The organism is Pseudomonas sp. CVAP#3 (assembly GCF_018986375.1).
GTDB classification, from domain to species: domain Bacteria; phylum Pseudomonadota; class Gammaproteobacteria; order Pseudomonadales; family Pseudomonadaceae; genus Aquipseudomonas; species Aquipseudomonas helvetica.
In genome coordinates this window covers 504,888-525,148 of the sequence record NZ_JAHMSC010000001.1, presented here as the reverse complement: position 1 = coordinate 525,148, position 20,261 = coordinate 504,888, and the positions used below count along the sequence as shown (strand labels likewise).

General features: G+C 60.8%; 20 protein-coding genes and 1 pseudogene. 9 read left to right on the top strand and 12 right to left on the bottom strand.

The annotated features are described in order from the left end of the window. Positions 1 to 41 precede the first annotated feature (41 nt). The 3 genes from pdhA to KRR23_RS02405 are packed head-to-tail and all read left to right on the top strand — an operon-like array spanning position 42 to position 3,256. Positions 42 to 1,139 carry a pyruvate dehydrogenase (acetyl-transferring) E1 component subunit alpha gene (gene pdhA, locus KRR23_RS02415; protein WP_216741187.1) on the top strand — a complete coding sequence of 366 codons (1,098 nt, stop codon included), beginning with the start codon at positions 42 to 44 and terminating at the stop codon, positions 1,137 to 1,139. Then, positions 1,132 to 2,118, top strand: a complete 987-nt coding sequence (locus KRR23_RS02410; RefSeq protein ID WP_216741186.1) for an alpha-ketoacid dehydrogenase subunit beta — start codon at positions 1,132 to 1,134, stop codon at positions 2,116 to 2,118. The genes pdhA and KRR23_RS02410 overlap by 8 nt, the downstream gene beginning before the upstream one ends. 28 nt (positions 2,119 to 2,146) lie before the next feature. After that, positions 2,147 to 3,256, top strand: a complete 1,110-nt coding sequence (locus KRR23_RS02405; protein ID WP_216741185.1) for a dihydrolipoamide acetyltransferase family protein — start codon at positions 2,147 to 2,149, stop codon at positions 3,254 to 3,256. A gap of 163 nt (positions 3,257 to 3,419) precedes the next feature. Here KRR23_RS02405 and KRR23_RS02400 read toward each other — a convergent pair. The 5 genes and pseudogenes from KRR23_RS02400 to KRR23_RS02380 form a co-directional block, all read right to left on the bottom strand. After that, positions 3,420 to 3,659, bottom strand: a pseudogene (locus KRR23_RS02400) (YebG family protein); the annotation flags it as partial. 186 nt (positions 3,660 to 3,845) lie between these two features. Continuing rightward, complete coding sequence (locus KRR23_RS02395; RefSeq protein ID WP_216741183.1) at positions 3,846 to 4,550, bottom strand: hypothetical protein; 705 nt, start codon at positions 4,548 to 4,550, stop codon at positions 3,846 to 3,848. 281 nt (positions 4,551 to 4,831) lie between these two features. Then, the gene (locus KRR23_RS02390) at positions 4,832 to 5,344 is read right to left on the bottom strand and encodes a hypothetical protein (protein ID WP_216741182.1); all 513 of its coding nucleotides are present in this window, start codon (positions 5,342 to 5,344) and stop codon (positions 4,832 to 4,834) included. A 90-nt stretch (positions 5,345 to 5,434) separates the two neighbouring features. Beyond that, positions 5,435 to 6,961: a HAMP domain-containing sensor histidine kinase gene (locus tag KRR23_RS02385; RefSeq protein ID WP_216741181.1), complete on the bottom strand. Its 1,527-nt coding sequence runs from the start codon at positions 6,959 to 6,961 to the stop codon at positions 5,435 to 5,437. Then, a complete protein-coding gene (locus KRR23_RS02380) occupies positions 6,958 to 7,674 on the bottom strand; it encodes a response regulator transcription factor (protein ID WP_216741180.1) in 717 nt (238 codons plus the stop codon). The genes KRR23_RS02385 and KRR23_RS02380 overlap by 4 nt, the downstream gene beginning before the upstream one ends. 152 nt (positions 7,675 to 7,826) lie before the next feature. On the opposite strand from KRR23_RS02380, the gene msrB reads away from it, so the two are divergent. The 3 genes from msrB (at position 7,827) to msrA (ending at position 11,139) form a co-directional block, all read left to right on the top strand. Continuing rightward, positions 7,827 to 8,345 (top strand): peptide-methionine (R)-S-oxide reductase MsrB, encoded by a 519-nt coding sequence (msrB, locus tag KRR23_RS02375; protein ID WP_216741179.1) that lies wholly within the window; start codon positions 7,827 to 7,829, stop codon positions 8,343 to 8,345. 44 nt (positions 8,346 to 8,389) lie between these two features. Further along, positions 8,390 to 10,201 carry a cytochrome c biogenesis protein DipZ gene (locus KRR23_RS02370; RefSeq protein ID WP_216741178.1) on the top strand — a complete coding sequence of 604 codons (1,812 nt, stop codon included), beginning with the start codon at positions 8,390 to 8,392 and terminating at the stop codon, positions 10,199 to 10,201. A 230-nt stretch (positions 10,202 to 10,431) separates the two neighbouring features. Further along, positions 10,432 to 11,139, top strand: a complete 708-nt coding sequence (gene msrA / locus KRR23_RS02365; RefSeq protein WP_216741177.1) for a peptide-methionine (S)-S-oxide reductase MsrA — start codon at positions 10,432 to 10,434, stop codon at positions 11,137 to 11,139. Positions 11,140 to 11,146: 7 nt separating this feature from the next. On the opposite strand, the gene KRR23_RS02360 is transcribed toward msrA, so the two are convergent. Continuing rightward, positions 11,147 to 12,160, bottom strand: a complete 1,014-nt coding sequence (locus KRR23_RS02360; protein WP_216741176.1) for a diguanylate cyclase — start codon at positions 12,158 to 12,160, stop codon at positions 11,147 to 11,149. 131 nt (positions 12,161 to 12,291) lie between these two features. Then, entirely contained in the window at positions 12,292 to 13,200 is a 909-nt protein-coding gene (locus tag KRR23_RS02355; RefSeq protein ID WP_216741175.1) for a LysR family transcriptional regulator, read from the bottom strand. 102 nt (positions 13,201 to 13,302) lie between these two features. Here KRR23_RS02355 and KRR23_RS02350 point away from each other — a divergent pair, with 102 nt between their 5' ends. After that, the gene (locus tag KRR23_RS02350; RefSeq protein ID WP_216741174.1) at positions 13,303 to 14,484 is read left to right on the top strand and encodes an aspartate aminotransferase family protein; all 1,182 of its coding nucleotides are present in this window, start codon (positions 13,303 to 13,305) and stop codon (positions 14,482 to 14,484) included. A 126-nt stretch (positions 14,485 to 14,610) separates the two neighbouring features. Here the strand turns inward: KRR23_RS02350 and KRR23_RS02345 are convergent, their stop codons facing one another. The 4 genes from KRR23_RS02345 to KRR23_RS02330 all read right to left on the bottom strand — a co-directional run bounded on the left by KRR23_RS02345 (position 14,611) and on the right by KRR23_RS02330 (position 16,575). After that, positions 14,611 to 15,189, bottom strand: coding sequence for a DedA family protein (locus tag KRR23_RS02345; protein ID WP_216741173.1), 579 nt, complete (start codon positions 15,187 to 15,189; stop codon positions 14,611 to 14,613). Between the two features lie 94 nt (positions 15,190 to 15,283). Beyond that, positions 15,284 to 15,724 (bottom strand): VOC family protein, encoded by a 441-nt coding sequence (locus KRR23_RS02340; RefSeq protein WP_216741172.1) that lies wholly within the window; start codon positions 15,722 to 15,724, stop codon positions 15,284 to 15,286. A 52-nt stretch (positions 15,725 to 15,776) separates the two neighbouring features. After that, a complete protein-coding gene (locus KRR23_RS02335; protein WP_216741171.1) occupies positions 15,777 to 16,175 on the bottom strand; it encodes a hypothetical protein in 399 nt (132 codons plus the stop codon). An 82-nt stretch (positions 16,176 to 16,257) separates the two neighbouring features. Next, positions 16,258 to 16,575 (bottom strand): hypothetical protein, encoded by a 318-nt coding sequence (locus KRR23_RS02330; protein WP_216741170.1) that lies wholly within the window; start codon positions 16,573 to 16,575, stop codon positions 16,258 to 16,260. 211 nt (positions 16,576 to 16,786) lie between these two features. Between KRR23_RS02330 and KRR23_RS02325 the strand changes: the two genes are divergently transcribed. Continuing rightward, on the top strand, positions 16,787 to 17,497 hold the full coding sequence (locus KRR23_RS02325) for a response regulator (protein WP_033865698.1): 711 nt from the start codon (positions 16,787 to 16,789) through the stop codon (positions 17,495 to 17,497). Between the two features lie 8 nt (positions 17,498 to 17,505). After that, a complete protein-coding gene (locus tag KRR23_RS02320) occupies positions 17,506 to 18,834 on the top strand; it encodes an ATP-binding protein (protein WP_216741169.1) in 1,329 nt (442 codons plus the stop codon). A gap of 119 nt (positions 18,835 to 18,953) precedes the next feature. On the opposite strand, the gene KRR23_RS02315 is transcribed toward KRR23_RS02320, so the two are convergent. Continuing rightward, the gene (locus tag KRR23_RS02315) at positions 18,954 to 20,225 is read right to left on the bottom strand and encodes an MFS transporter (RefSeq protein ID WP_253911871.1); all 1,272 of its coding nucleotides are present in this window, start codon (positions 20,223 to 20,225) and stop codon (positions 18,954 to 18,956) included. Positions 20,226 to 20,261: the final 36 nt, after the last annotated feature.

The following is a 20,261-nucleotide window of genomic DNA, read 5'->3' as shown; positions in this document are numbered from 1 at the left end:
CCGACAACGGCACGCTGACCCGGCGTGCAAGGAGCCGTTTCATGCCTCGTAACAAGGTCGACCTTCCCTACACCCGCTATTTATCCCCCGACGGCCAGGCATTGAGCGAACTTCCCGCCTGGGCCGACGACTTCAATCTGCTGACCCGCCTCTACCGGCAAATGGTCCTGACCCGTCTCTTCGATCAAAAAGCCGTCGCCCTGCAACGCACCGGGCGCATCGGCACGTACGCGCCGACCCTCGGCCAGGAAGCGATCGGCGTGGCCGTCGGCAGCCTGATGCATCCTGAAGACGTGCTGATCCCGTATTACCGCGACACTGGCGTGCAATTGATGCGCGGGGTGCGCATGGAAGAGATTTTGCTGTACTGGGGCGGCGATGAGCGCGGCAGCGACTTTGCCGAGCCCGCGGCGGTCGAGGACTTTCCGATCTGCGTGCCGATCGCCACCCAGGCGCTGCACGCGTGCGGCGTCGCCAGTGCATTCAAGATTCGTGGCGAGCACCGGGTGGCGGTGACCACCTGCGGCGATGGCGCCACCAGCAAGGGCGACTTTCTTGAAGCCTTGAACGTCGCGGGGGCCTGGCAGTTGCCGGTGGTGTTTGTGATCAACAACAACCAGTGGGCGATCTCGGTGCCTCGGCGGATTCAATGCGCGGCGCCGACCCTGGCACAGAAGGCGATCGGCGCCGGTTTCCACGGCGAGCAAGTCGATGGTAACGACATAATCGCAGTCTACGACCGGGTGCAAATCGCCCTCGAACGCGCGCGTCACGGTAAAGGTCCGGTGTTGCTGGAGTGCATGAGTTACCGCCTCGGCGATCACACCACCGCAGACGATGCGACCCGCTATCGCCCAGCCGAAGAGGTCAAACAGGCCTGGCTTGAAGAGCCGATCAAGCGCTTGCAACGTTATCTGGCCGGGCAGGGCGTGTGGGACGAGGGGCGCGAACAGGCACTGATTGCCGAGTGTCAGGCGCTGGTGCAAGGCGCTGTGGATAACTTCGATGCGGCCGGCCATCAGTCACCTGAATCGGTGATCGATCACGTTTATGCGCAGTGGCCGGCGGCTTTGGCCGAGCAGCGCGAGTGGTTGCTCGAACGCGCGGCGCGCCGAGCAGGAGGGCTCGCCCATGAGTAACGGCAAAGTCACGCTGCTGGAGGCGGTCAACCTGGCGTTGCATCGAGCGATGCGCGAGGACGAAAACGTGATTGTGCTCGGTGAGGACGTCGGCGTGAACGGTGGTGTGTTTCGCGCCACGCTAGGGCTGCGCGACAGCTTTGGCTTCAAGCGGGTGATCGATACGCCGCTGGCCGAAACCATGCTCGGCGGCCTGGTGATCGGCATGGCCGCCCAAGGTTTGAAACCGGTGCTGGAAATCCAGTTCATGGGCTTCATCTACGCGGCCATGGAGCATCTGGTGTCGCACGCCAGCCGCATGCGCAACCGCACACGCGGGCGAATCACTTGCCCGATGGTGCTGCGCACGCCGATGGGCGCCGGCATTCGTGCGCCGGAACATCACAGCGAAAGCACCGAGGCGCTGTTTGCGCATATCCCAGGATTACGCGTGGTGATTCCTTCGTCACCGGCGCGGGCTTATGGGCTGCTGCTGGCGGCCATCGATGACCCGGACCCGGTGGTCTTTCTCGAACCGACGCGGCTCTACCGAATGAACCCGCAACCGTTGATCGACGATGGCAAACGCCTGCCGCTCGATACCTGCTTCACCTTGCGTGAAGGCAGCGATATCACCCTGATCAGCTGGGGCGCCAGCGTCATGGAAACCTTGCAGGCCGCCGATGCGCTGGCGGAACAAGGGATTTGGGCCGAGGTGATCGATGTCGCCAGCATCAAGCCGCTGGACCTCGACACGCTGGAGGCGTCAGTGCGCAAGACCGGCCGTTGCGTGATCGTCCATGAAGCGCCACGAACCTGTGGTGTCGGCGCGGAAATTGCCGCCAGCCTCTATGAACGTGCATTGCTGGATTTGCAGGCACCGATCCTGCGGGTCACCGCACCGGACATTCCGCCACCACTGTATCGGCAAGAGTTGCTGTACATGCCCAACGTCGAAGACATCCTTCACGCCTGCGACAGCGTGCTGCACCACTTCTAAAGAGGCGCCTGAGGCCCGGGAGGCTGCAATGAAATATTTCAAATTGCCTGACTTGGGCGAAGGGCTGCAAGAAGCGGAAATCGTCGAATGGCACGTCAAGGTCGGCGATACGGTGAAGGCCGATCAACTGCTGGTTTCGGTGGAAACCGCCAAGGCCCTGGTGGATATTCCCGCACCTTACGACGGAGTGGTGGCGAAAACCTTCGGCGGCGAAGGTGACATCCTGCACGTCGGCGAGCCCTTGCTGGGGTATGAAGGCGAGGCGGATGCCGGCACGGTGGTGGGCCGGCTTGAAGGTGGCGGCAGCCATCAGGACGATCAGTTTTTCGTGGGCGCCGCGCCCTCGACCCGTGAACACATGAGCGCTCGCGCTACCCCGGCGGTGCGGCAACTGGCCCGGCAACTGGGCGTCGAGTTGACTGGGCTGAGCGGGTCCGGCCCCGATGGGCTGATCACCCGCAGCGACGTGGAAAGTGCCTCGCAAACCGAGCGCGAAAAATTTGGTGGCGAGAAGCTGCGCGGGGTGCGCCGCAGCATGGCGCTGAACATGGCCAGGTCCCACGCCGAGGTGGTGCCGGTGACCATCTTTGCTGATGCCGATCTGCATCGCTGGGGCCGTGCGCGTGATCCGTTGATCCGTTTGGCCAAGGCCATGGCGGCAGCCTGTGCCGTGGAGCCGATGCTCAACTGTGGGTTTGATGGCAAGTCCTTGTCGATCAAACACCATGACACCCTGAATCTGGGTATTGCCGTCGACACCCCCGACGGTTTGTTCGTGCCGGTGTTGCGTGATGTGGGTAATCGCTCGTCAGATGATTTAAAAGAAGGCATCACCCGCTTGCGCGCCGACGTGCAGGCGCGTTCGATCCCGGCCAGGGAAATGATGGGCGCGACCCTGACCTTGTCGAACTTCGGCACCATGTTCGGGCGCTATGCCAACCCGGTTGTCGTACCGCCGCAAGTGGCGATCCTCGCGGCCGGTGCCATTCGCGACGAACCGGTGGCGATGGGCGGCAAGGTACTGGTGCATCCGATACTGCCGCTGTCGCTGACCTTCGATCACCGGGTGGTGACGGGGGGAGAAGCAGCGCGGTTCTTCAAGGTGTTGGTCGAGGCACTGGAACAACCGGACAGTTGAAACGCGGGCATGAAAAAGGCCCTGAGTCAGTGACTCAGGGCCTATTCAATTCGGGCGTTGCTTACTTCGCGGGCTTAGCCGATTTCGCGGGTTTGGCAGGCTCCGCTGGCTCGGCTGGTTCCGTTGGCTCTGCAGGTGCAGCGGCTGCAACAGGCACGTTGAGCAATTCGGACAGGGCGTCCGGCTGGCTCTTGAACGCCTTGGCGAACACATCGCGGTTTTTCGCCATGTAGATCCCGGCTTCTTCCACCTGTTGCTCGGTCAGCGACGGGACCGCTTTTTGCAACACTTGCGCCAGCAATTCGGCCAGTTCGAGCATTTTGTCATGACGGTCAGCTTCGGCTTTATCCATGAACAAGCGCTCCAGATCTCGGCTGCTGCGGTATACCACTTCGACGGCCATTCACCACCTCACATGCCTTCACGATAGTTGTCGTTTGCGACTACTGTATTTATATACAGCCAAAAGGATAAGCGAATCCCTGCGCTTTGGGTAGTGGCTTTTTAATGTAGACCGGATTCAGGATTTGTCAGGCGGGCCGAGTGGCCGCAATCGCTGGCAAGCCAGCGATTTTTAGAAGAGGAGCGATTATTGCGCGGCGATGCTGTAACCGTCGAACGCCGTCTGCTGTTGCAGGGCGGTGACGATGGCCTTGCGGGTGGCCGGTTGTTCGGTGCCGGCATTGTCTGTAAAGGTCTCGCTGGCAAGTTCCGCCTCGTCGCCTTCACCCACAAAGGTGAAACCGAGGAATTCGAAGGCCTCACGGTCGACGTACGGTTTGGAGCGCGGATTGCGCAGCGGCAGGCTGACGCTGACGCCGTCCTTACTGATGCTGAACACTTCGATTTCTTTCTTGGCGCGGGCTGCTTTGCTCTTGCCGGCGCTTGGGTTGCTGATGGCCTGATGGGTCTGGTTCAGCACTTTCAGCGCCAGGCCATAGACCAGTTCCTGAAAGTCTGGGTCATCCTTGAAGCTCGACAGAATCCGGCTGATCGGGAACTTGCTGCTCAGGTCTTCCAGGGCTGCGATATCGGCGGCCTCGGCGTCCTTGAGTTGTTTGAGTTCGCCCATCAGTTCGTAGGCTTTGTCGTCGTCGAAGCGGTCGTGAGCCTGGCGGATGGCCGCGCGAAGCTCGCGAATCTGGTCGCTTTCTTTCGAGGTGTGGAAGGCGTCCAGGACCATCTCGCTGATGGTTTTGGCCTGAGGCACGTGTTGTGAAAGATTGATGGAGTTTTCGTATTCCGCTTTGGACGACAAGGTGATTACGGATTCAGCGGTATTGGAATCTGGCATTGAAATTTCACTACTTCTTTAAACAGAATTTAAGACGAGAACAGCATCGGCGTTTTCGGGTTGCCTAATCTATTGGACCGCTGCGATGTTGTCACGGACCAACGGACGATCAGGGCAGCTCGGCGACCGATGTGACCGCAACTGGGGCCAATCGTTATGAAAAAAAACCGCGTTCGATTCGAAGGCGGGGCTAAAGGCAGTCCGGCGGGCATTGGGTATTCAGTTCATTTCGGCGACCAGCACTTCAACCATGGCCTTGGCGATAAAGCGTGGGTTGTTTTTTAACCAGCGGGAGCGCTTTTGAGTGCCCGCAGCGCCATCAACTCGCGGTACAGCGTGATTGCCCGACCGCAAAAGAGCCCGAGTGTAAACCCCGAGGCGATGCCGGTGAGTGCCAGCATCTGCACACTGGCCGAGCGCTCCGGGTGAACGGCGGATTGATAGCCGATGAAGTACTTCACCGCAAAGAACAGCAGAGAGATGTAGAGAATTTTCCAGGTGCCGGGAACGATCAGGTCTTTACCGTCGCTGTCCAGCGTCAGCCCTCGGCGCGAGAAAAACGCAATCGCCGCCAGACTGCCCAGCGCGATACCGGCGAACCAGCTACCCAGCGCCAACTCGGTATGTTCGTGGTAGTTCAGTGAAAAGAACGACCAGAGCGTCAGGATGCCCGGAGTTATGAGCAGGGACAGTTTGCTTTCCCGGCTGGGCGTTCTGGCCCTGAGCCCGTAATAACAGATCAACAGGAAAACCCCATAGACCCACAGCGGCGTGCCTTGCAGGGTATCGAGCATCAGTGGATACCTGCGCACGGTTGAGGCAGGGTGGTTGCGTAAAACATGGTCGGCGTCCTTGCTTGAGTCAATGTCAGGGAGACTAGCGGATTATCGCTCGGGCGAATTCAAATTCATCGAGCGAACCGCCAGCGCGCTCGCCGTTTCCTCATCCACCGGCAGCGAAAAGCGGAAGGTCGCGCCCTGGCCCGGCACGTCCATCAGGCGAATCTCGCGACCATGCAGTTGCAGAATCCGGTGCACGATGCGCAATCCCAGACCGCCGTCGCGGCGCGCACCGCCAATGTTGAAGGGCCGCAGGAACAAGCCTTCGCGCAGTTCTGTGGCGATGCCCGGGCCGCTGTCGCTGACGGTGATCTCGACGAACTTGCCTTGCGGGACAAGGCTGATGTCGATTTCCCCACCATCGGGTGTGTGGCGCAAGGCGTTGTCGAACAGGTTGGTTAGCACGCGCTCGATCAGCCCAAGGTCGGCGCAGACCGCCGAGACATTCGGTGCGAAGCTTGCCTTGAGCTGCACGTGTCGGGCTTCGGCGGTCAGCTCGAATTTCTGAAAGATGTCCTGCACCAGATCAGTCAGGGAAAAACGCTCCAGCACCGGTTGGACGAAGCCGTGTTCCAGGCGCACCAGTTCCAGCAACGACTGCGCCAGGCCGCCGACCTTGCGGCTCTGGTCGAGGGCGATGCCCAGATAGCGGCGGCGCTCGGCCGGGGTCAGGCTGGCGTCTTTCAACGACAGGGTTTCGAGGTAGCCATGCAGCGACGCCAGCGGTGTACGCAGGTCGTGGGAGATATTGGCGACCAGCTCGCGGCGCTCCTGATCCTGGCGGGTCAGGGAGCGCCATTGTTCGCCCAGGCGCTTTTGCATCTGCCGGAAAGCGGCATCGAGCACGGCGATTTCGTCCTGAGTGGCAAGGTTATCCGTTGCACCTGAGGGCGCCGGCGAGGGTGGGGTGACCGGTGCGCCGTCGATGTCGAAATGCGCGACCGTGTCGGTCAGGCGGCGCAGCGGTCGGGTAATCAGGGTAAACGCCGTGAGACCGGCGATCAGGCACAGCAACGCGACCATCCCGATTGACCACAGCGCGGTGTTCAGTGCGGCGCTGGTGGCGCCGCGTTCGGCGTAGCGGTCATGTTCTTCGCTGAGCAACACCACGTACAGATAGCCCACCTGCTGACCGTTGACCTTGAGCGGGGCGGCACTGAACACCTTGCGCCCGTCGATGCTGCGCGGGTCATCGCCGAGAATCGGCAGGGCTTCACCGTTGAGCAGGCGCCGCACGGGCGCCAGGTCGACCTGCTCGCGACGCAGGTGGCCTTCGGGCGCCGCATTGCCGACCACCCGGCCACTGCTGTCGAGCAGGTACACCTCGACGCTCGGGTTCACCAGCATCAGCTGGCTGAACAACTCGCGCAACGCATCGGGTTTCAGACCGTTGGCGTCCATCAACTGGGTGTCGTGGGCGATGTGCTGCGCCAGATCCCGGGACAAGCCTTGCACCACTTCCAGCTCATGCATGTGGTTGGAGCGCACCTGCATCCACACCGACGTGCCGCTGCACACCAACAGCAACAGGGCGAACACCGCCGACAGGCGCTGGGTGAGTGTCAGTCTCATGGCTGCTCCTGCGCCGGGGCGAATTTATAACCACGACCCCACACCGTGAGAATCCGCACCGGTTGCGCCGGGTCGGTTTCGATCTTGGAGCGCAGACGATTGATGTGAGTGTTGACCGTGTGCTCGTAGCCTTCGTGGCTGTAACCCCAGACGGCGTTCAGCAGGTCCATGCGCGAGAAAACCTTGCCCGGTTGCCGGGCGAAAAAATACAGCAGGTCGAACTCGCGTGGGGTGAGGTCCAGGCGTTTGCCGTCGAGCGACACGTCACGGGTGATCGGGTCGATGAACAGCCCGTCGCAGGTCAGGCTGCCAGCGTCCATTTTCAGGTTGCGGGCCATGGCGTCGACCCGCCGCAGCAGGGCCTTGACCCGCGCCACCAGTTCAAGCATCGAAAACGGTTTGGCCAGGTAATCGTCGGCGCCCAGCTCCAGGCCAAGAATGCGGTGCACTTCGCTCGACCGGGCGCTGGTGATGATGATCGGGGTGTAACGGGCCATGGCGCGGGCGCGGCGGCAGATTTCCAGGCCATCGACGCCCGGCAGCATCAGGTCGAGGATCAGTGCATCCCAGCTGCCTTGCTCGAGCAGGCGCAAGCCTTCGTTGCCATCGGCGCTGTGCACGACTTCGAAATGTTCGTCGCGCAGATGCAGGCAGATCAGGTCGGCGATGTGTTTGTCGTCCTCGACCACCAGGACGCGTTTGGGTTGATCCATTGGGACTTAATCCTGTTGCGCAGTGCACGTATTGTGCGGGGTTTTCCCTCGGCGAGTTATCACGAATTGTTTAACTCCACGTGAGGATTTGGCGATCACCTCAAGCCTAGGCTGTGTTCCATGTAAACCACGGCGGATTTAGGGAGAGGGCCATGTTTTCACGGCGACAGATTCTTCTAACGGGCGGCGGGTTGGGCCTTGCGGCGCTGGTTGCCGGTGTATTGCCAAAAATGACCGTGCGCTCGGCGCTGATCAGCGAGGCGAGCGCCGCCGAGACCTTCGAGGTCACCCACACCGATGCCGAATGGCACAAGTTGCTCAGTGCGGAGCAGTACGACGTCCTGCGTCAAGAGGGCACCGAACGGGCCTACTCCAGCGCACTGAACAACGAACACCGCGACGGTATTTTCGCCTGTGCGGGCTGCGATCTGGCGCTGTTTTCATCCAGCACCAAATTCGACAGCCATACCGGTTGGCCGAGTTTCTGGACGCCGCTGACCAACGCCGTGGCCACGCGTGAAGACCGCTCGTTCGGCGTGCTGCGCGAAGAGGTTCACTGTCGACGCTGCGGCGGCCATCTGGGCCATGTGTTCAACGACGGGCCAAAACCGACCGGTCTGCGCTACTGCATGAACGGCCTGGCGATGACCTTCAAGCCGCAATCGGCCTGACACCATGGGCAGGCTTTTTCCTTCACTTCATACGGGGCATTGTTATGTGGCTTCTGGTCCTCGCTTATCTCGGTGGTGTGCTGACGATTGTCAGCCCGTGCATTCTGCCGGTACTGCCCTTTGTCTTCGCTCGCACCGGGCAACCGTTTATCAAGAGTGGCTTGCCGCTGTTGGCGGGGATGGCGCTGACCTTCGCGCTCGTCGCCTCGTTGGCGGCGGTGGGCGGCGGTTGGGTGGTGCAACTCAATCAGTACGGTCGCTGGCTCGCGTTGCTGTTCGTAGCACTGTTCGGGCTGACATTGCTGCTGCCACAACTGGCCGAACGGCTGACGCGCCCACTGGTGGCCGCCGGCAGTCGGTTGTCGGAAGCGGCGGGCGCCGATGCCCGGCCGCGTCCCGGAGCTTCGTTGCTGATCGGCGTCGCCACCGGCCTGCTGTGGGCACCGTGCGCCGGGCCGATTCTCGGGCTGGTGCTGACCGGCGCAGCGCTGCAAGGGGCAAGCATTGGCACCACCTTGCTGTTGCTGGCCTACGCGCTGGGCGCCGCCACTTCCCTCGCGGTCGCCTTGTTGCTGGGCGGTAAAGTCTTCGCGGCGATGAAGAGTTCGATCGGCGCCGGTGAATGGCTGCGCCGTGGTCTTGGTGCGGCGATGCTGGCGGGTGTGGCCGCCATCGCCCTGGGGCTGGACACCGGGATTCTGGCGCGGGTGTCGACCGCGTCCACCGGTGGCCTTGAACAGGCGCTGGTCGGTCGACTGGCGGGTAAATCACCGGGCAACAGCGGGGCGATGATGGCGCAGATTCCGCCGTCCGCCGACGATCAATCAGGCTCAGCCATGATGGCCGCCGGTGGTGCGATGAAAGTGGCCGCCAACGCTCCCGCGCCGCTGCCCGTCGAAGGCAACCTGCCGTCGCTGGACGGCGCGGTGCAGTGGCTCAACTCGCCGCCGCTCAGCGCTCAAGCGTTGAAGGGTAAAGTGGTGTTGGTGGATTTCTGGACCTACTCCTGCATCAACTGCCTGCGCACCTTGCCGTATGTCAAAGCCTGGGCCGAGAAGTATCGCGATCAGGGCCTGGTGGTGATCGGTGTGCATGCGCCGGAGTTCGCCTTCGAACGGGATGTGGGCAATGTGACCAAGGCCATGAAGAATCTGGGTATCACCTACCCGGTGGCCATCGATAACGACTACAGGATCTGGCGCGCTTTCAACAACGAATACTGGCCGGCGCACTATTTCGCCGACGCTCAGGGACGCATTCGCTACCACCATTTTGGCGAGGGCAACTACGCCGAATCGGAACGGGTGATCCAGCAGCTGTTGCGTGAAGCCGGTGCGGCGAAAGTCGCCGATGGCCTGATCGACGCCAGCGCCCAAGGCGCGCAACAGGCACCGGACATGAACGAAGTGCGTTCGCCGGAAACCTACGTCGGTTACCAGCGTTTGGAGCATTTCGTACCTGAGGCGAGCCTCGCGCCCGACAAGGTTGCCACGTACAGCGCACCCGCAACATTGGCGCTGAATGACTGGACGCTGGACGGTCACTGGAACGTCGGTTCGGAGCGCGCCACATCGGCGGCCCCGGCCAGCCGCATCGTTTACCGCTTCCACGCCCGCGACCTGCACCTGGTGCTGGGCCCCGGCGCCGACGGCAAACCGGTGCGCTTCAAAGTCATGATCGACGGCAAGGCGCCGGGCGATGCCCACGGCACCGACGTCGCTCCGGATGGCAGCGGCAGTGTGACCGAACAACGCCTCTACCAATTGGTGCGCCAACCCGGCGACGTGGCAGATCGGACCTTCAGCATCGAGTTCCTTGACCCGGGAGTGTCGGCGTATGCGTTTACCTTTGGTTGATGAACATTCAGTTGCCCAGAGCGCGCACTGATCACTGTGGCGAGGGAGCTTGCTCCCGCCGGCCGGTCCGCGCTCGGGCGAAGCCGTCGTAATTAAGTTAATGCGGTGTATCTGATGCATCCCGGTCAATGGTTTTGGGATCGCTACGCGCTCCAGCGGGAGCAAGCTCCCTCGCCACAGGTGTTGTGCTCGCCACATAACTCAGAATTGTTTATGCAGGAGTCGTCATCATGAAAACCCGATTTACCTGGCGCCAGACCCTGCTCGGGCTGGCCGTCGCTGCAGTTGCAGGTCAATGCATGGCTTTTTCATTCGGCGCTGCCGAAGACGCGGTCGCCATCGCGCCACCAGCCCTTGATGAAACGCCCAAGGCCAACAGTGAAACGGCGGTGTTCGCCGGTGGCTGCTTCTGGGGTGTTCAAGGTGTGTTCCAGCATGTCAAAGGCGTCAAGAATGCGCTCTCCGGTTACGCCGGAGGTGCTGCGAACACCGCGCAATACGAGCGTGTCAGCGAGGGTGATACCGGCCATGCGGAATCCGTTCAGGTCACTTTCGATCCTGCTCAGGTGAGCTACGGCACCTTGCTGCAAATCTACTTCTCGGTCGCTCACAACCCCACCGAACTCAATCGCCAGGGCCCGGACACCGGAACCCAATATCGCTCGGCGATCTTTGTCGAAAGTGCCGAGCAACAAAAAGTCGCCCAGGCCTACATCGCACAGCTCGATGCAGCGCACGCCTTCAACAAACCGATCGTGACCAAACTCGAAACCTACAACGGCTTCTACCCGGCAGAGGCCTACCATCAGAACTTCCTGACGGAGCATCCGACGTATCCCTACATCGTGATCAACGACCTGCCAAAAGTGGCGCAACTCAAACAGCTGTACCCGGAGCGGTATCAGGAGAAACCGGTGTTGGTGAAGACCGGCATGTAGTGCTGGATCAACCGGAAATCATGTTCTTGCCGATGATCTTCGAGCGATACAACGCCTGATCCGCCCGAGCCAGCAGGCCGGTTTGTTGCTCGTCTTCAAAGCGTTGCGCCACGCCGAAGCTCATCGTGACCTGGAAGTCGCCTACCGGTGGCAGGCTCGACAGCTCAAGGCGGATGTTTTCGGCGAGGGCGCGTGCGGTGGCCGCGGTGCTGTTGGGAAGGATCACGATGAACTCGTCACCGCCCCAACGGGCCAGCAAGTCACCTTCGCGCACGCAGCGTTTGACGCTGTCGACCACGTGCACCAACGCCGCGTCGCCCAAGGCATGGCCGTAATGGTCGTTGATATTTTTGAAGTCATCGATGTCCATGGCGATCAGCGACAGCGGCTGACGAAAACGCTGGGAGCGCTCGCATTCCAGTGGCAGGGCTTTTTCCAGGAGGTAGCGGTTGGCGATCCCGGTCAGGGTGTCGCTTTCTGCCAGTTTACGGTTCTCGTCCAGCTGAGCCTGTAACTGCTGATTGAGCAGAGACAACTCGCGGGTCCGTTCCTCGACCATCGTTTCGAGGGAATGATTGCGCCGTTCGAGTTGCTCGAGCAGACGCTTCTTGTCTTCAATGCAGCGGCTCGCCCCAATCATCCGCGCCACTGAGCCATCGCTGTTACGTGCGATTACATGACCGCGATCTTCGATCCAGATGTAGCGGCCATCCCGCCTGCGGCAACGGTACTCGGTTTGATAGCGGGCCGAGCGCTGATGCAGGTGAGCATCGAATTGCAGCATCACCTGCTGGTAATCGTCGGGATGAATCGCGTTCTCCCAGGCCAGCACGTTGTTCTCAAGTGCATGAGGCGCATAGCCGAGCATGTCGTACCAACCGCGATTGCGGTAGACAAACCCGGTGTTGGCGTTCCAGTCCCAGATCCCGTCGCTGACCAGTTCCAGAATCGCGTGCAGCATGTCTTCATTCAGATCAGTCAGGCTGACCTTCAACGGCTCGATACTGGACAACTCAACCATCACCGCTCTCCCTGCTGCCCTGATCTTCAAGTGGCCGGCCAGTCGTAGAGTCTAACTCATGGCACGTTGACACTGTAGCGCCGGAAATCAAGGGATAGAAGCCTCTTGCGTAGTAATAATGGCGTGCGCGATCAGTTCTGTTTCCCCCACGTCTGCAACGCAAACTCGACAAAACTGCGCAGCTTCGGCAAACGGTATCGGTCCTGCGCGTAGATCAGATTCATCGGGCGACGGGGCAGTTGATAGTCCTGCATCAGGGCCACCAGTTTTCCATCCCGAAGGTCTTGATCCACCAGTGCATCCGGCAGCATCACCACGCCCATCCCGGTGCGCGCCGCCTGGTGCAGGCCCGATGAACTATTGATCAGCATCGGGCCGCTCACTGCCACGACGATCTCCCCGTCAGGGCCGCTCAGGCGCCACTGTTTTTCCACCGAGCGCCATTCATCGCCCGCCGGGTAGGCAAAGGCCAGGCAGTCGTGATCGGCCAGCTCCTCCGGTTTTTGCGGTGTGCCACGGCGTGCCAGATACGCCGGCGATGCACACATGGTCAGCGTGTAGTCCTCCAGTGGCCGGGCGATCAGGTTGGACGGTTCGGTGTTACCCAGGCGAATCGCCACGTCAAAACCGTTGTCCAGCAGATCAAGACGTTGATTGGTCAACACCACATCCAGCTTGACCTGCGGGCAGCGCAGCACGAATTCGCTCAAGGCCGGCGCCAGGCGTTCCGTGCCAAAGGTCAACGGGGCGGTAATGCGCAGCGTACCGCTGGGGTCGCCCTGGGTTTGTTCGGCCAGCCGCTCGGAGTCGGCCACCAGCCCCAATACTTCAAGGCAGCGTTGATAGTAGGTCGAGCCAAATTCGGTCAAGCGCTGACGCCGTGTCGTACGGTGCAGCAAACTGACGCCCAGGCGTTGCTCCAGCGCTCGCAGGTGATTGCCGACCATGGTGGTCGACATTTCACACTCCAGGGCGGCGGCGGTCATGCTGCCAGCCTCGACCACCTTCACGTAAACCGACATCGCTAGCAGTAAGTCCATTATCAAGCCCAGCTTTAAAATGATTGAAGTGTTTCGGTGTTTATCCAGCTCAGGTGGCTAACGATACTGCAAAAACACTGACCAATGATGGAGCTTGAAGTCATGACCGCCGCCTGCCTGATGACCACGTATCAACCCCTGGCCTTGAGCTTTACCAAAGGGCTGGGCACACGCCTGTGGGATCAGGCCGGTCGTGAATACCTGGATGCGGTGGCGGGCGTGGCCGTGACCAATGTCGGCCACTCGCACCCGCGGGTGGTCAGCGCCATCAGCGAACAGGCCGGGCTGTTGCTGCACACTTCCAACCTGTACAGCATCGACTGGCAGCAACGGCTGGCGCACAAACTGACGCAGTTGTCGGGGCTCGACCGGGTGTTCTTCAACAACTCCGGCGCCGAGGCCAATGAAACAGCGCTGAAACTGGCCCGGCTGTACGGTTGGCACAAAGGTGTCGAGCAGCCGTTGGTGCTGGTCATGGAGAACGCCTTTCATGGCCGCACGCTGGGCACTTTGTCGGCCAGCGATGGCCCTGCGGTGCGTTTGGGGTTTCAGGAGCTACCGGGGGATTTCATCAAAGTGCCGTTCGGCGATCTCGCCGCGCTGGATAAGGCGCACCAGACTCATGGCCAGCGCATCGTGGCGGTTTTGATGGAGCCGATTCAGGGCGAGAGCGGCGTGCAACTCGCGCCGCCCGGCTACCTGAAAGCCCTGCGCGAATTGTGCAATCGGCGCAACTGGCTGCTGATGCTCGACGAGATCCAGACCGGTATCGGCCGCACCGGGCAATGGTTCGCCTTTCAACACGAAGGCATCGTGCCGGACGTCATGACCCTGGCCAAAGGCTTGGGTAACGGTGTCCCCATTGGTGCTTGCCTGGCTCGCGGTAAAGCCGCCGAACTCTTCACACCGGGTAGCCACGGCAGCACCTTTGGCGGAAACCCGCTGGCGTGTCGGGTGGGCTGCACGGTGCTGGAAATCATCGAAGAACAAGGCTTGCTGGAAAACGCCAAGCGTCAGGGCGAACGCCTGCTCGCACGCTTGCACGCCGAACTCGATGGCGAGCCGCTGGTGCTGGCGATCCGTGGCCAAGGCTTGATGATCGGCATCGAACTGGCCCGGCCTATTCGCGACCTGACCCTGATCGCCGCGCGGGACCACGGGCTGCTGATCAACGTGACACGGGGCAAGACCATCCGCTTGCTGCCACCGCTGACCATTGATGAGCGGGAGGTGGAGATGATTGTGCGGGGGGTAGGGCGGGTGGTGAGAGGCACGGATAGCTGATCGATCTCGCTTACCCCATTCCCGTAGGAGCAAGGCTTGCCCGCGATGGCGGTCTCGCGGATGTCATCGCTGGCAAGCCAGGCTCCTACGGTTTTCTGTCCGTTGTAACGTACGAAGGGGACCGATTTACTGCTGCACCTTACGCTTGTTCCTGAGGTGCAGAATCAACCCCACAACCGCAACGACCGCCACAACACCCAAGGCAATCGGCAGCCGGTAAGGCCTGATGTCACCGAACAATTGCTGAAGCGCTTCGCCCGCCCAATAACCGCCGCTGACAAACAGTGTGGCCCAGACCATTGCACCGAGCATGTTCCACAGTGAAAAACGCAACGGCGACAGGCCACTGGCACCGATCACCATAGGGCCCACCAACCGCATGCCGTACAGAAAGCGCACCGAAAAAACCGACATCGACGGGTAGCGTGCGATCAATCCGCTGACGCGCTTGATCTGCGCTTGCTGGCGCTTGAGACGAGGCAAGAGTCGCGCGCCGAAATACCGACCGCTCCAGAACAGCAATTGATCCCCCAACATTCCGCCGGCGCTGGCCCAGGCAATCACCGGCCAAAGCTTCAGCAAGTGCTGATGCGCCGCCATGCCACCCAATATCAGGATGGTTTCGCCTTCCATGACACAACCAATAAAAACCGCCCAATAGCCGTAGGTCGCCAGGAGGTGGTTGAGGTCTATGTGCTCGAACATGAACGGTTGGTGACCTTTGGCGTGTTGTGGAGGCTGGGCAATGATGGAGCGTTATCGGCCGGGTTCGTTGCCCGTGTCTTCATGAATGAAGCGATTATGTGGCTGCGACATTCGAGAGCGGACGCTCCCCCAGATACTCAACCAACCGTAGCAGATAACCGTCCGGGTCCTGCACCAACAGCTCATGCTGGCCGACTTCCACCGTACCGGATCGATACCACTTCTCGGCAAACGGGCGAAACAATGGCCACTCGGCAGCGGCCAACCGCTGGAGAATCGGCTCGACACTGTCGACCGTCATCTGAAAGTTGATGCCGCGCCCAAATGGCGGTTGCAGTGGACCGGTCACCCATTGCCCTTCGAGCGGGTCGTACTGCTCCAGCATGACCTGCACCCCGTCGAAATCGAGGTAGGCAAATCCCTCTTCGGGACGGTCGTAGGCGACCCTGAAGCCAACCAATCCGGTCCAGAAATCCAGACTGTTCCTGATGTCGCCGACCATCAGTTCGGGGACCATTCTGTTCCTTGAAAACATACCTCTCCTTAGTGAGCGTCCAGCCCAATCAATGTGCGTTCAGGATACCGCCTCAATCGGATTCGGCCTGCTCAATCGCCTTCTTGATATTCGGCACCGCATAGCTGGTAAACCAGTGGTTCATCCCGTTGATCGCCTGCTGCGCTGGCGCCGCATCCCGAGCCCCGATCAGTTCGCTGCACGCTTGGGCCATGGCCAGCAGCATCCGCGCCGACTCAGGCACATAGGGCAGGCTGACGCCTTTGTCGTGGCGTTCCTGAATGATCCGGTAGCGAATGTTCTCCGGCAGTGTCCAGGCACTGATCAGAAACTCATGAACGGAGTACGGATGGCCGTTGACCTCCACCATGGCCGTGCGGTGCTCCTCTCGATAACCGGCGTTCTCGATCTGCTCGCAGCTGTCGATGACAGTGTTCATCATCTCGCGGATTTGCTTCCAGTCCGTGTGCATGTGAAGAGTCCTTTTCAAATGGCGATAGCTATAGGCTATAGGTTGCGGTGCCTGTCTTCCAGATCATCGGACAAGTCGAAGATCAACGTGTAATTGATCGCTCCCACGCGGGAGCGTGGGAGCGATCAATCGGCAAGACTTCAGAAGCGTCCCCACCCTGCACCAACGTTTGCGCCTCACCATTCTCAATCACCCAGCGCAGCAGGTCGGTCACCGGTACACGGTGGCTGCGTTCGACCCATTGCAGGCCGTCGGGGCTGTAGTGTTCGGTGTAGCGGGTGAGGATCATCTCGCGCTGGTCGCTCGACAGTCGCAGACTGACTTCGCGGCAGTGCAGGTTGGCGTTGGCGTGTTTCACCACGCGTTGTTGCAGGATCAGCGGCTGGTTTTCAGAAATCATCGGTCTGGGCTTCCTGGCAGCGGTGTACGCGTGAGCGAGGGCATGAGCAAACAGTCTTCGGAAAAAGGTGACAGATGCTGACATTCGGGCCTTGCGTAAAGATGTCTGCTTTTTTACCTGGCTGTCGCTTTGTTACCCGATTGAAATATATGACGGACCGCGCCGAATGGTTTTAGATGATGGTTCTTTCAGACCTTAAGTGATGCCGCTGGTGAGCAGTCTTTTGATCGTGGACGACGACCTTGAGGTCCTCGCGCTGCTGAAGAAATTTTTCGTGCAACAAGGTTATGCGGTGGAGGTCGCCACTGATGGCGCCTCGATGTGGGCGGCGATTGAGCGCCAGGCGCCGGACCTGATCATTCTCGACCTGATGCTGCCGGGCGAGAATGGGCTGACGCTGTGCCAACGCCTGCGCCAGCAATACCCGACGCCGGTGATCATGCTCACCGCCATGGGTGAATTGAGTGATCGGGTGGTCGGGCTGGAGATGGGCGCCGATGATTACCTGAGCAAACCGTTCGACGCCCGGGAGCTACTGGCCCGCGTGCGCGCCGTGCTGCGCCGGGCCGGCGAAAGCCGCCCGCTGACCGGGGAAGCGCCGCGCCCGCTGATCAAGTTCGCCGACTGGCAACTGGACCTCACTCGTCGGGAACTGCGTTCACCGGATCAGGTGATGATTCCGCTGTCGGCCGGGGAGTTCGACTTGCTGCTGGTGTTTGTCGAGCATCCGCAGCGCATTCTCACCCGGGAACAGTTACTGGACCTGGCGCGAGGCCGCACCCATGAAGCATTCGATCGCAGCATCGACGTTCAGGTCAGCCGCTTGCGGCGCAAACTGGAGTACGACACCAAGCGCCCGGAGATGATTCGTACCGTGCGCAACGGCGGGTATCTGTTCACCCCCAGCGTGACCCGCCAGTGAAAAAACTCATGGCCGCTTTGCGTCTGCGCCCGCGTGACACCGTGGCCCGCTGGATCGCCCTGACCACCCTCATCGCAATGCTTACGTCGCTGGCTTTCAACGCGCTGTTTATCCAGTTGGCCGGCGTCTGGGCTTATCCACCGTTGGCCGAAACCGGACTCCTGGAAAAGACCGCGTCCATTACCCGGATGATGGAAGCCTCGCAAGCGTCGCAGCGCGAACGCCTGGCCGAGGCCGGCAGCGAAAACACCTTCAGCGTCAGCTGGCATGCCACCCGTCAAGGCCTCGACTTGCCGGACACACCCGAAGCGGCTTACCGCACGGCCTCACCGGAGGCCCAGCGACTGTTCAACACGCCGACCCGCCGAGTCGAAGCCTATCAACCCGGCGACTGGCCACAGAAGAACGGTCACTACGCTTTGCTGGTGCAATTGGCGGATGAGTCCTGGCTGATGTTCAGCGTGCCGTCACGCAGTTGGGGGCTGGCGGAAGGGCCACGAACCTTGATCGTGATTCTGCTGGTGTTGCTGTCGACCAGCGTCGTCGCGCTGATCGCCACCCGCCGGCTGGCCAAACCCTTGCAGCAATTCGCCCTAGGCGCCCGACGCTTCGGCGTCGACTTTCGCGCACCGCCCATCGACCCGGTCGGCCCGCATGAAATCCGTCAGGCGATCCTCGCGTTCAATGCCATGCAGGCCCAGTTGCAGCACTTCATCAAGGACCGCACGCAGATGCTCGCCGCCATCTCCCACGACCTGCGCACCCCGCTGACCCGCATGCGCCTGCGCGGCGAATTCATCGAAGACTCCGAACAGCAACAACGGCTGTTTCGCGACGTCGACGAAATGCAGGCCATGATCAACTCCGCCCTGGAATTCTTCCGCGATGACGCCCGCCTGGAACAGGCAACCCAGTTCGACCTGGCCGAACTGCTGCAAACCCTGATCGACGACTACCGCGACCAATCCATCGACATCACCTTCAGCGGCCCACCCCGACTGGTCTACTTCGGCCGCCCGCTGGGGCTGAAACGGGTGATCGCCAATTTGCTGGACAACGCGATCAAGTACGCCAGTGAACCGGCGATTGAACTGTGCCAGGAGGACGAACAGGTGATCGTTCGGGTACTCGACCGTGGGCCGGGGATTCCGGCTGACAGTTATGAACAGGTGTTTGCGCCGTTCTTTCGGCTGGAAGGGTCGCGGAATAAAAGCACGGGGGGCGTGGGGCTGGGGTTGTCGGCGGCGCGGGCGATCGTTCTGGAACACGGCGGCACGCTGACCGTGTGCAATCGCACGGTTGGAGGGTTGGAGGCGCGGGTGGTGTTGCCGGTGTAGGTGGGGGAGAGAGGATTAATGGGGGGCTGATTGAACTCCTACAACGGGCGTCCAGTTGTTACGAAAATTCATCAGTCCCCTTTTCCGTGCTTTCCCATGGCGTTTCAGGGATAGCGATTTCAGGCCGAGCCAAATTCCAATGCATAGGCTTTTTCCACGCGTGGAAAGAGCGGCACCGTCAACAGGGCACAAAAGGCCGCAGCCAGCCACACCACACCCCATGAGAAATGAGTCATGAGGGCGGACGCAGCGATTGGGGTCGCGAACAGCACGACAAAGACGCAGGTATTGCCCATGGCCAGCGCCGTGCCTGCCCGACTGGCGCCTGCCAGTGTCGCGAGCTCGGTATAAGCCACACCATGCCAGGCGGATACGCTGATCCCGGCGATGACCATCACGCCAATGATCAGGGCGCTGGCCAGTGGTGTTTCGCTCATGCCGTAAAAGCTGGCGGCCGATACCGTGCAGCCCAGAACCAAAAAGGTCAGGGCACTCAACCACGCACAGGTTTTAAGGTAGCTACGGCGGTTTTTCTTTTTATCGGTCCAGCGCCCGCTCCAGATTCTGCTGACGATCGCGCCGATCTGTATGACCGCCAACGTAGCGGAAACCAATGTGATGTTGCCAAAGTCATGAAAGAACACGGCGGCATAAGTAAGAATGGCAAATTGCGGGGCGCAGAGCAGGCCGATGGCTAAAACGATTCGCCAGACTCTGGAATCTTTCAACGGGCTGGCTGTGGGCTCCTGACTCTGTTTTTTTGCCGCGTCGCTGGAGAAGTCCGGCTCATACAACCAGAACCCGGCAAACAGGCAGGCAATAAGACAGAAGATGGCAGAGGCACTGAATACTTCGACAAATCCATAGGTATGGGCAAGGTAGGGCAGCACGACCGCCCCCAAGGCATAACCTCCCGGGACCGCCGTTTGCCGAATGCTCATGGCCAGCCCTCGTTCGCCCTCTTTGAACCAGGCCATGATGGCTCGACCACTGGCGCCGTTGACGCTGCTCCCCAGCAGACCCACCACGAACAGCCCTATGGCCAGCAACACAATCGTTGGCGCATACAAGGCCAGCATGGCCAGCCCAAGCAGTGCGATCCCGGAGCTGAGAAGCCCCGTCAGCAGCACAGGACGATCACCCCAGCGATCAGTCAATAACCCCCACGGGATCTCGCTGACGGCAATGCCGAGTCCCAAAATCCCCAAGACCAGCCCCAGCTCGGTGTTATCGAGCTGATACGTTGCTCGCATATAAACCGCTGTCGCGGGTAGTCCACCCACGACACTGGAAAAGCTTGCGTTGGCGGCAACGCCGACACCCAGCACTTTCCAGCGGTGACCGTTATCCACAGGCATAAGAATCCCACTCGTTGAATAGTTGTGGGCCAAAAGACTCTCACGAGGGTATCGTCTCGAATATCAAAT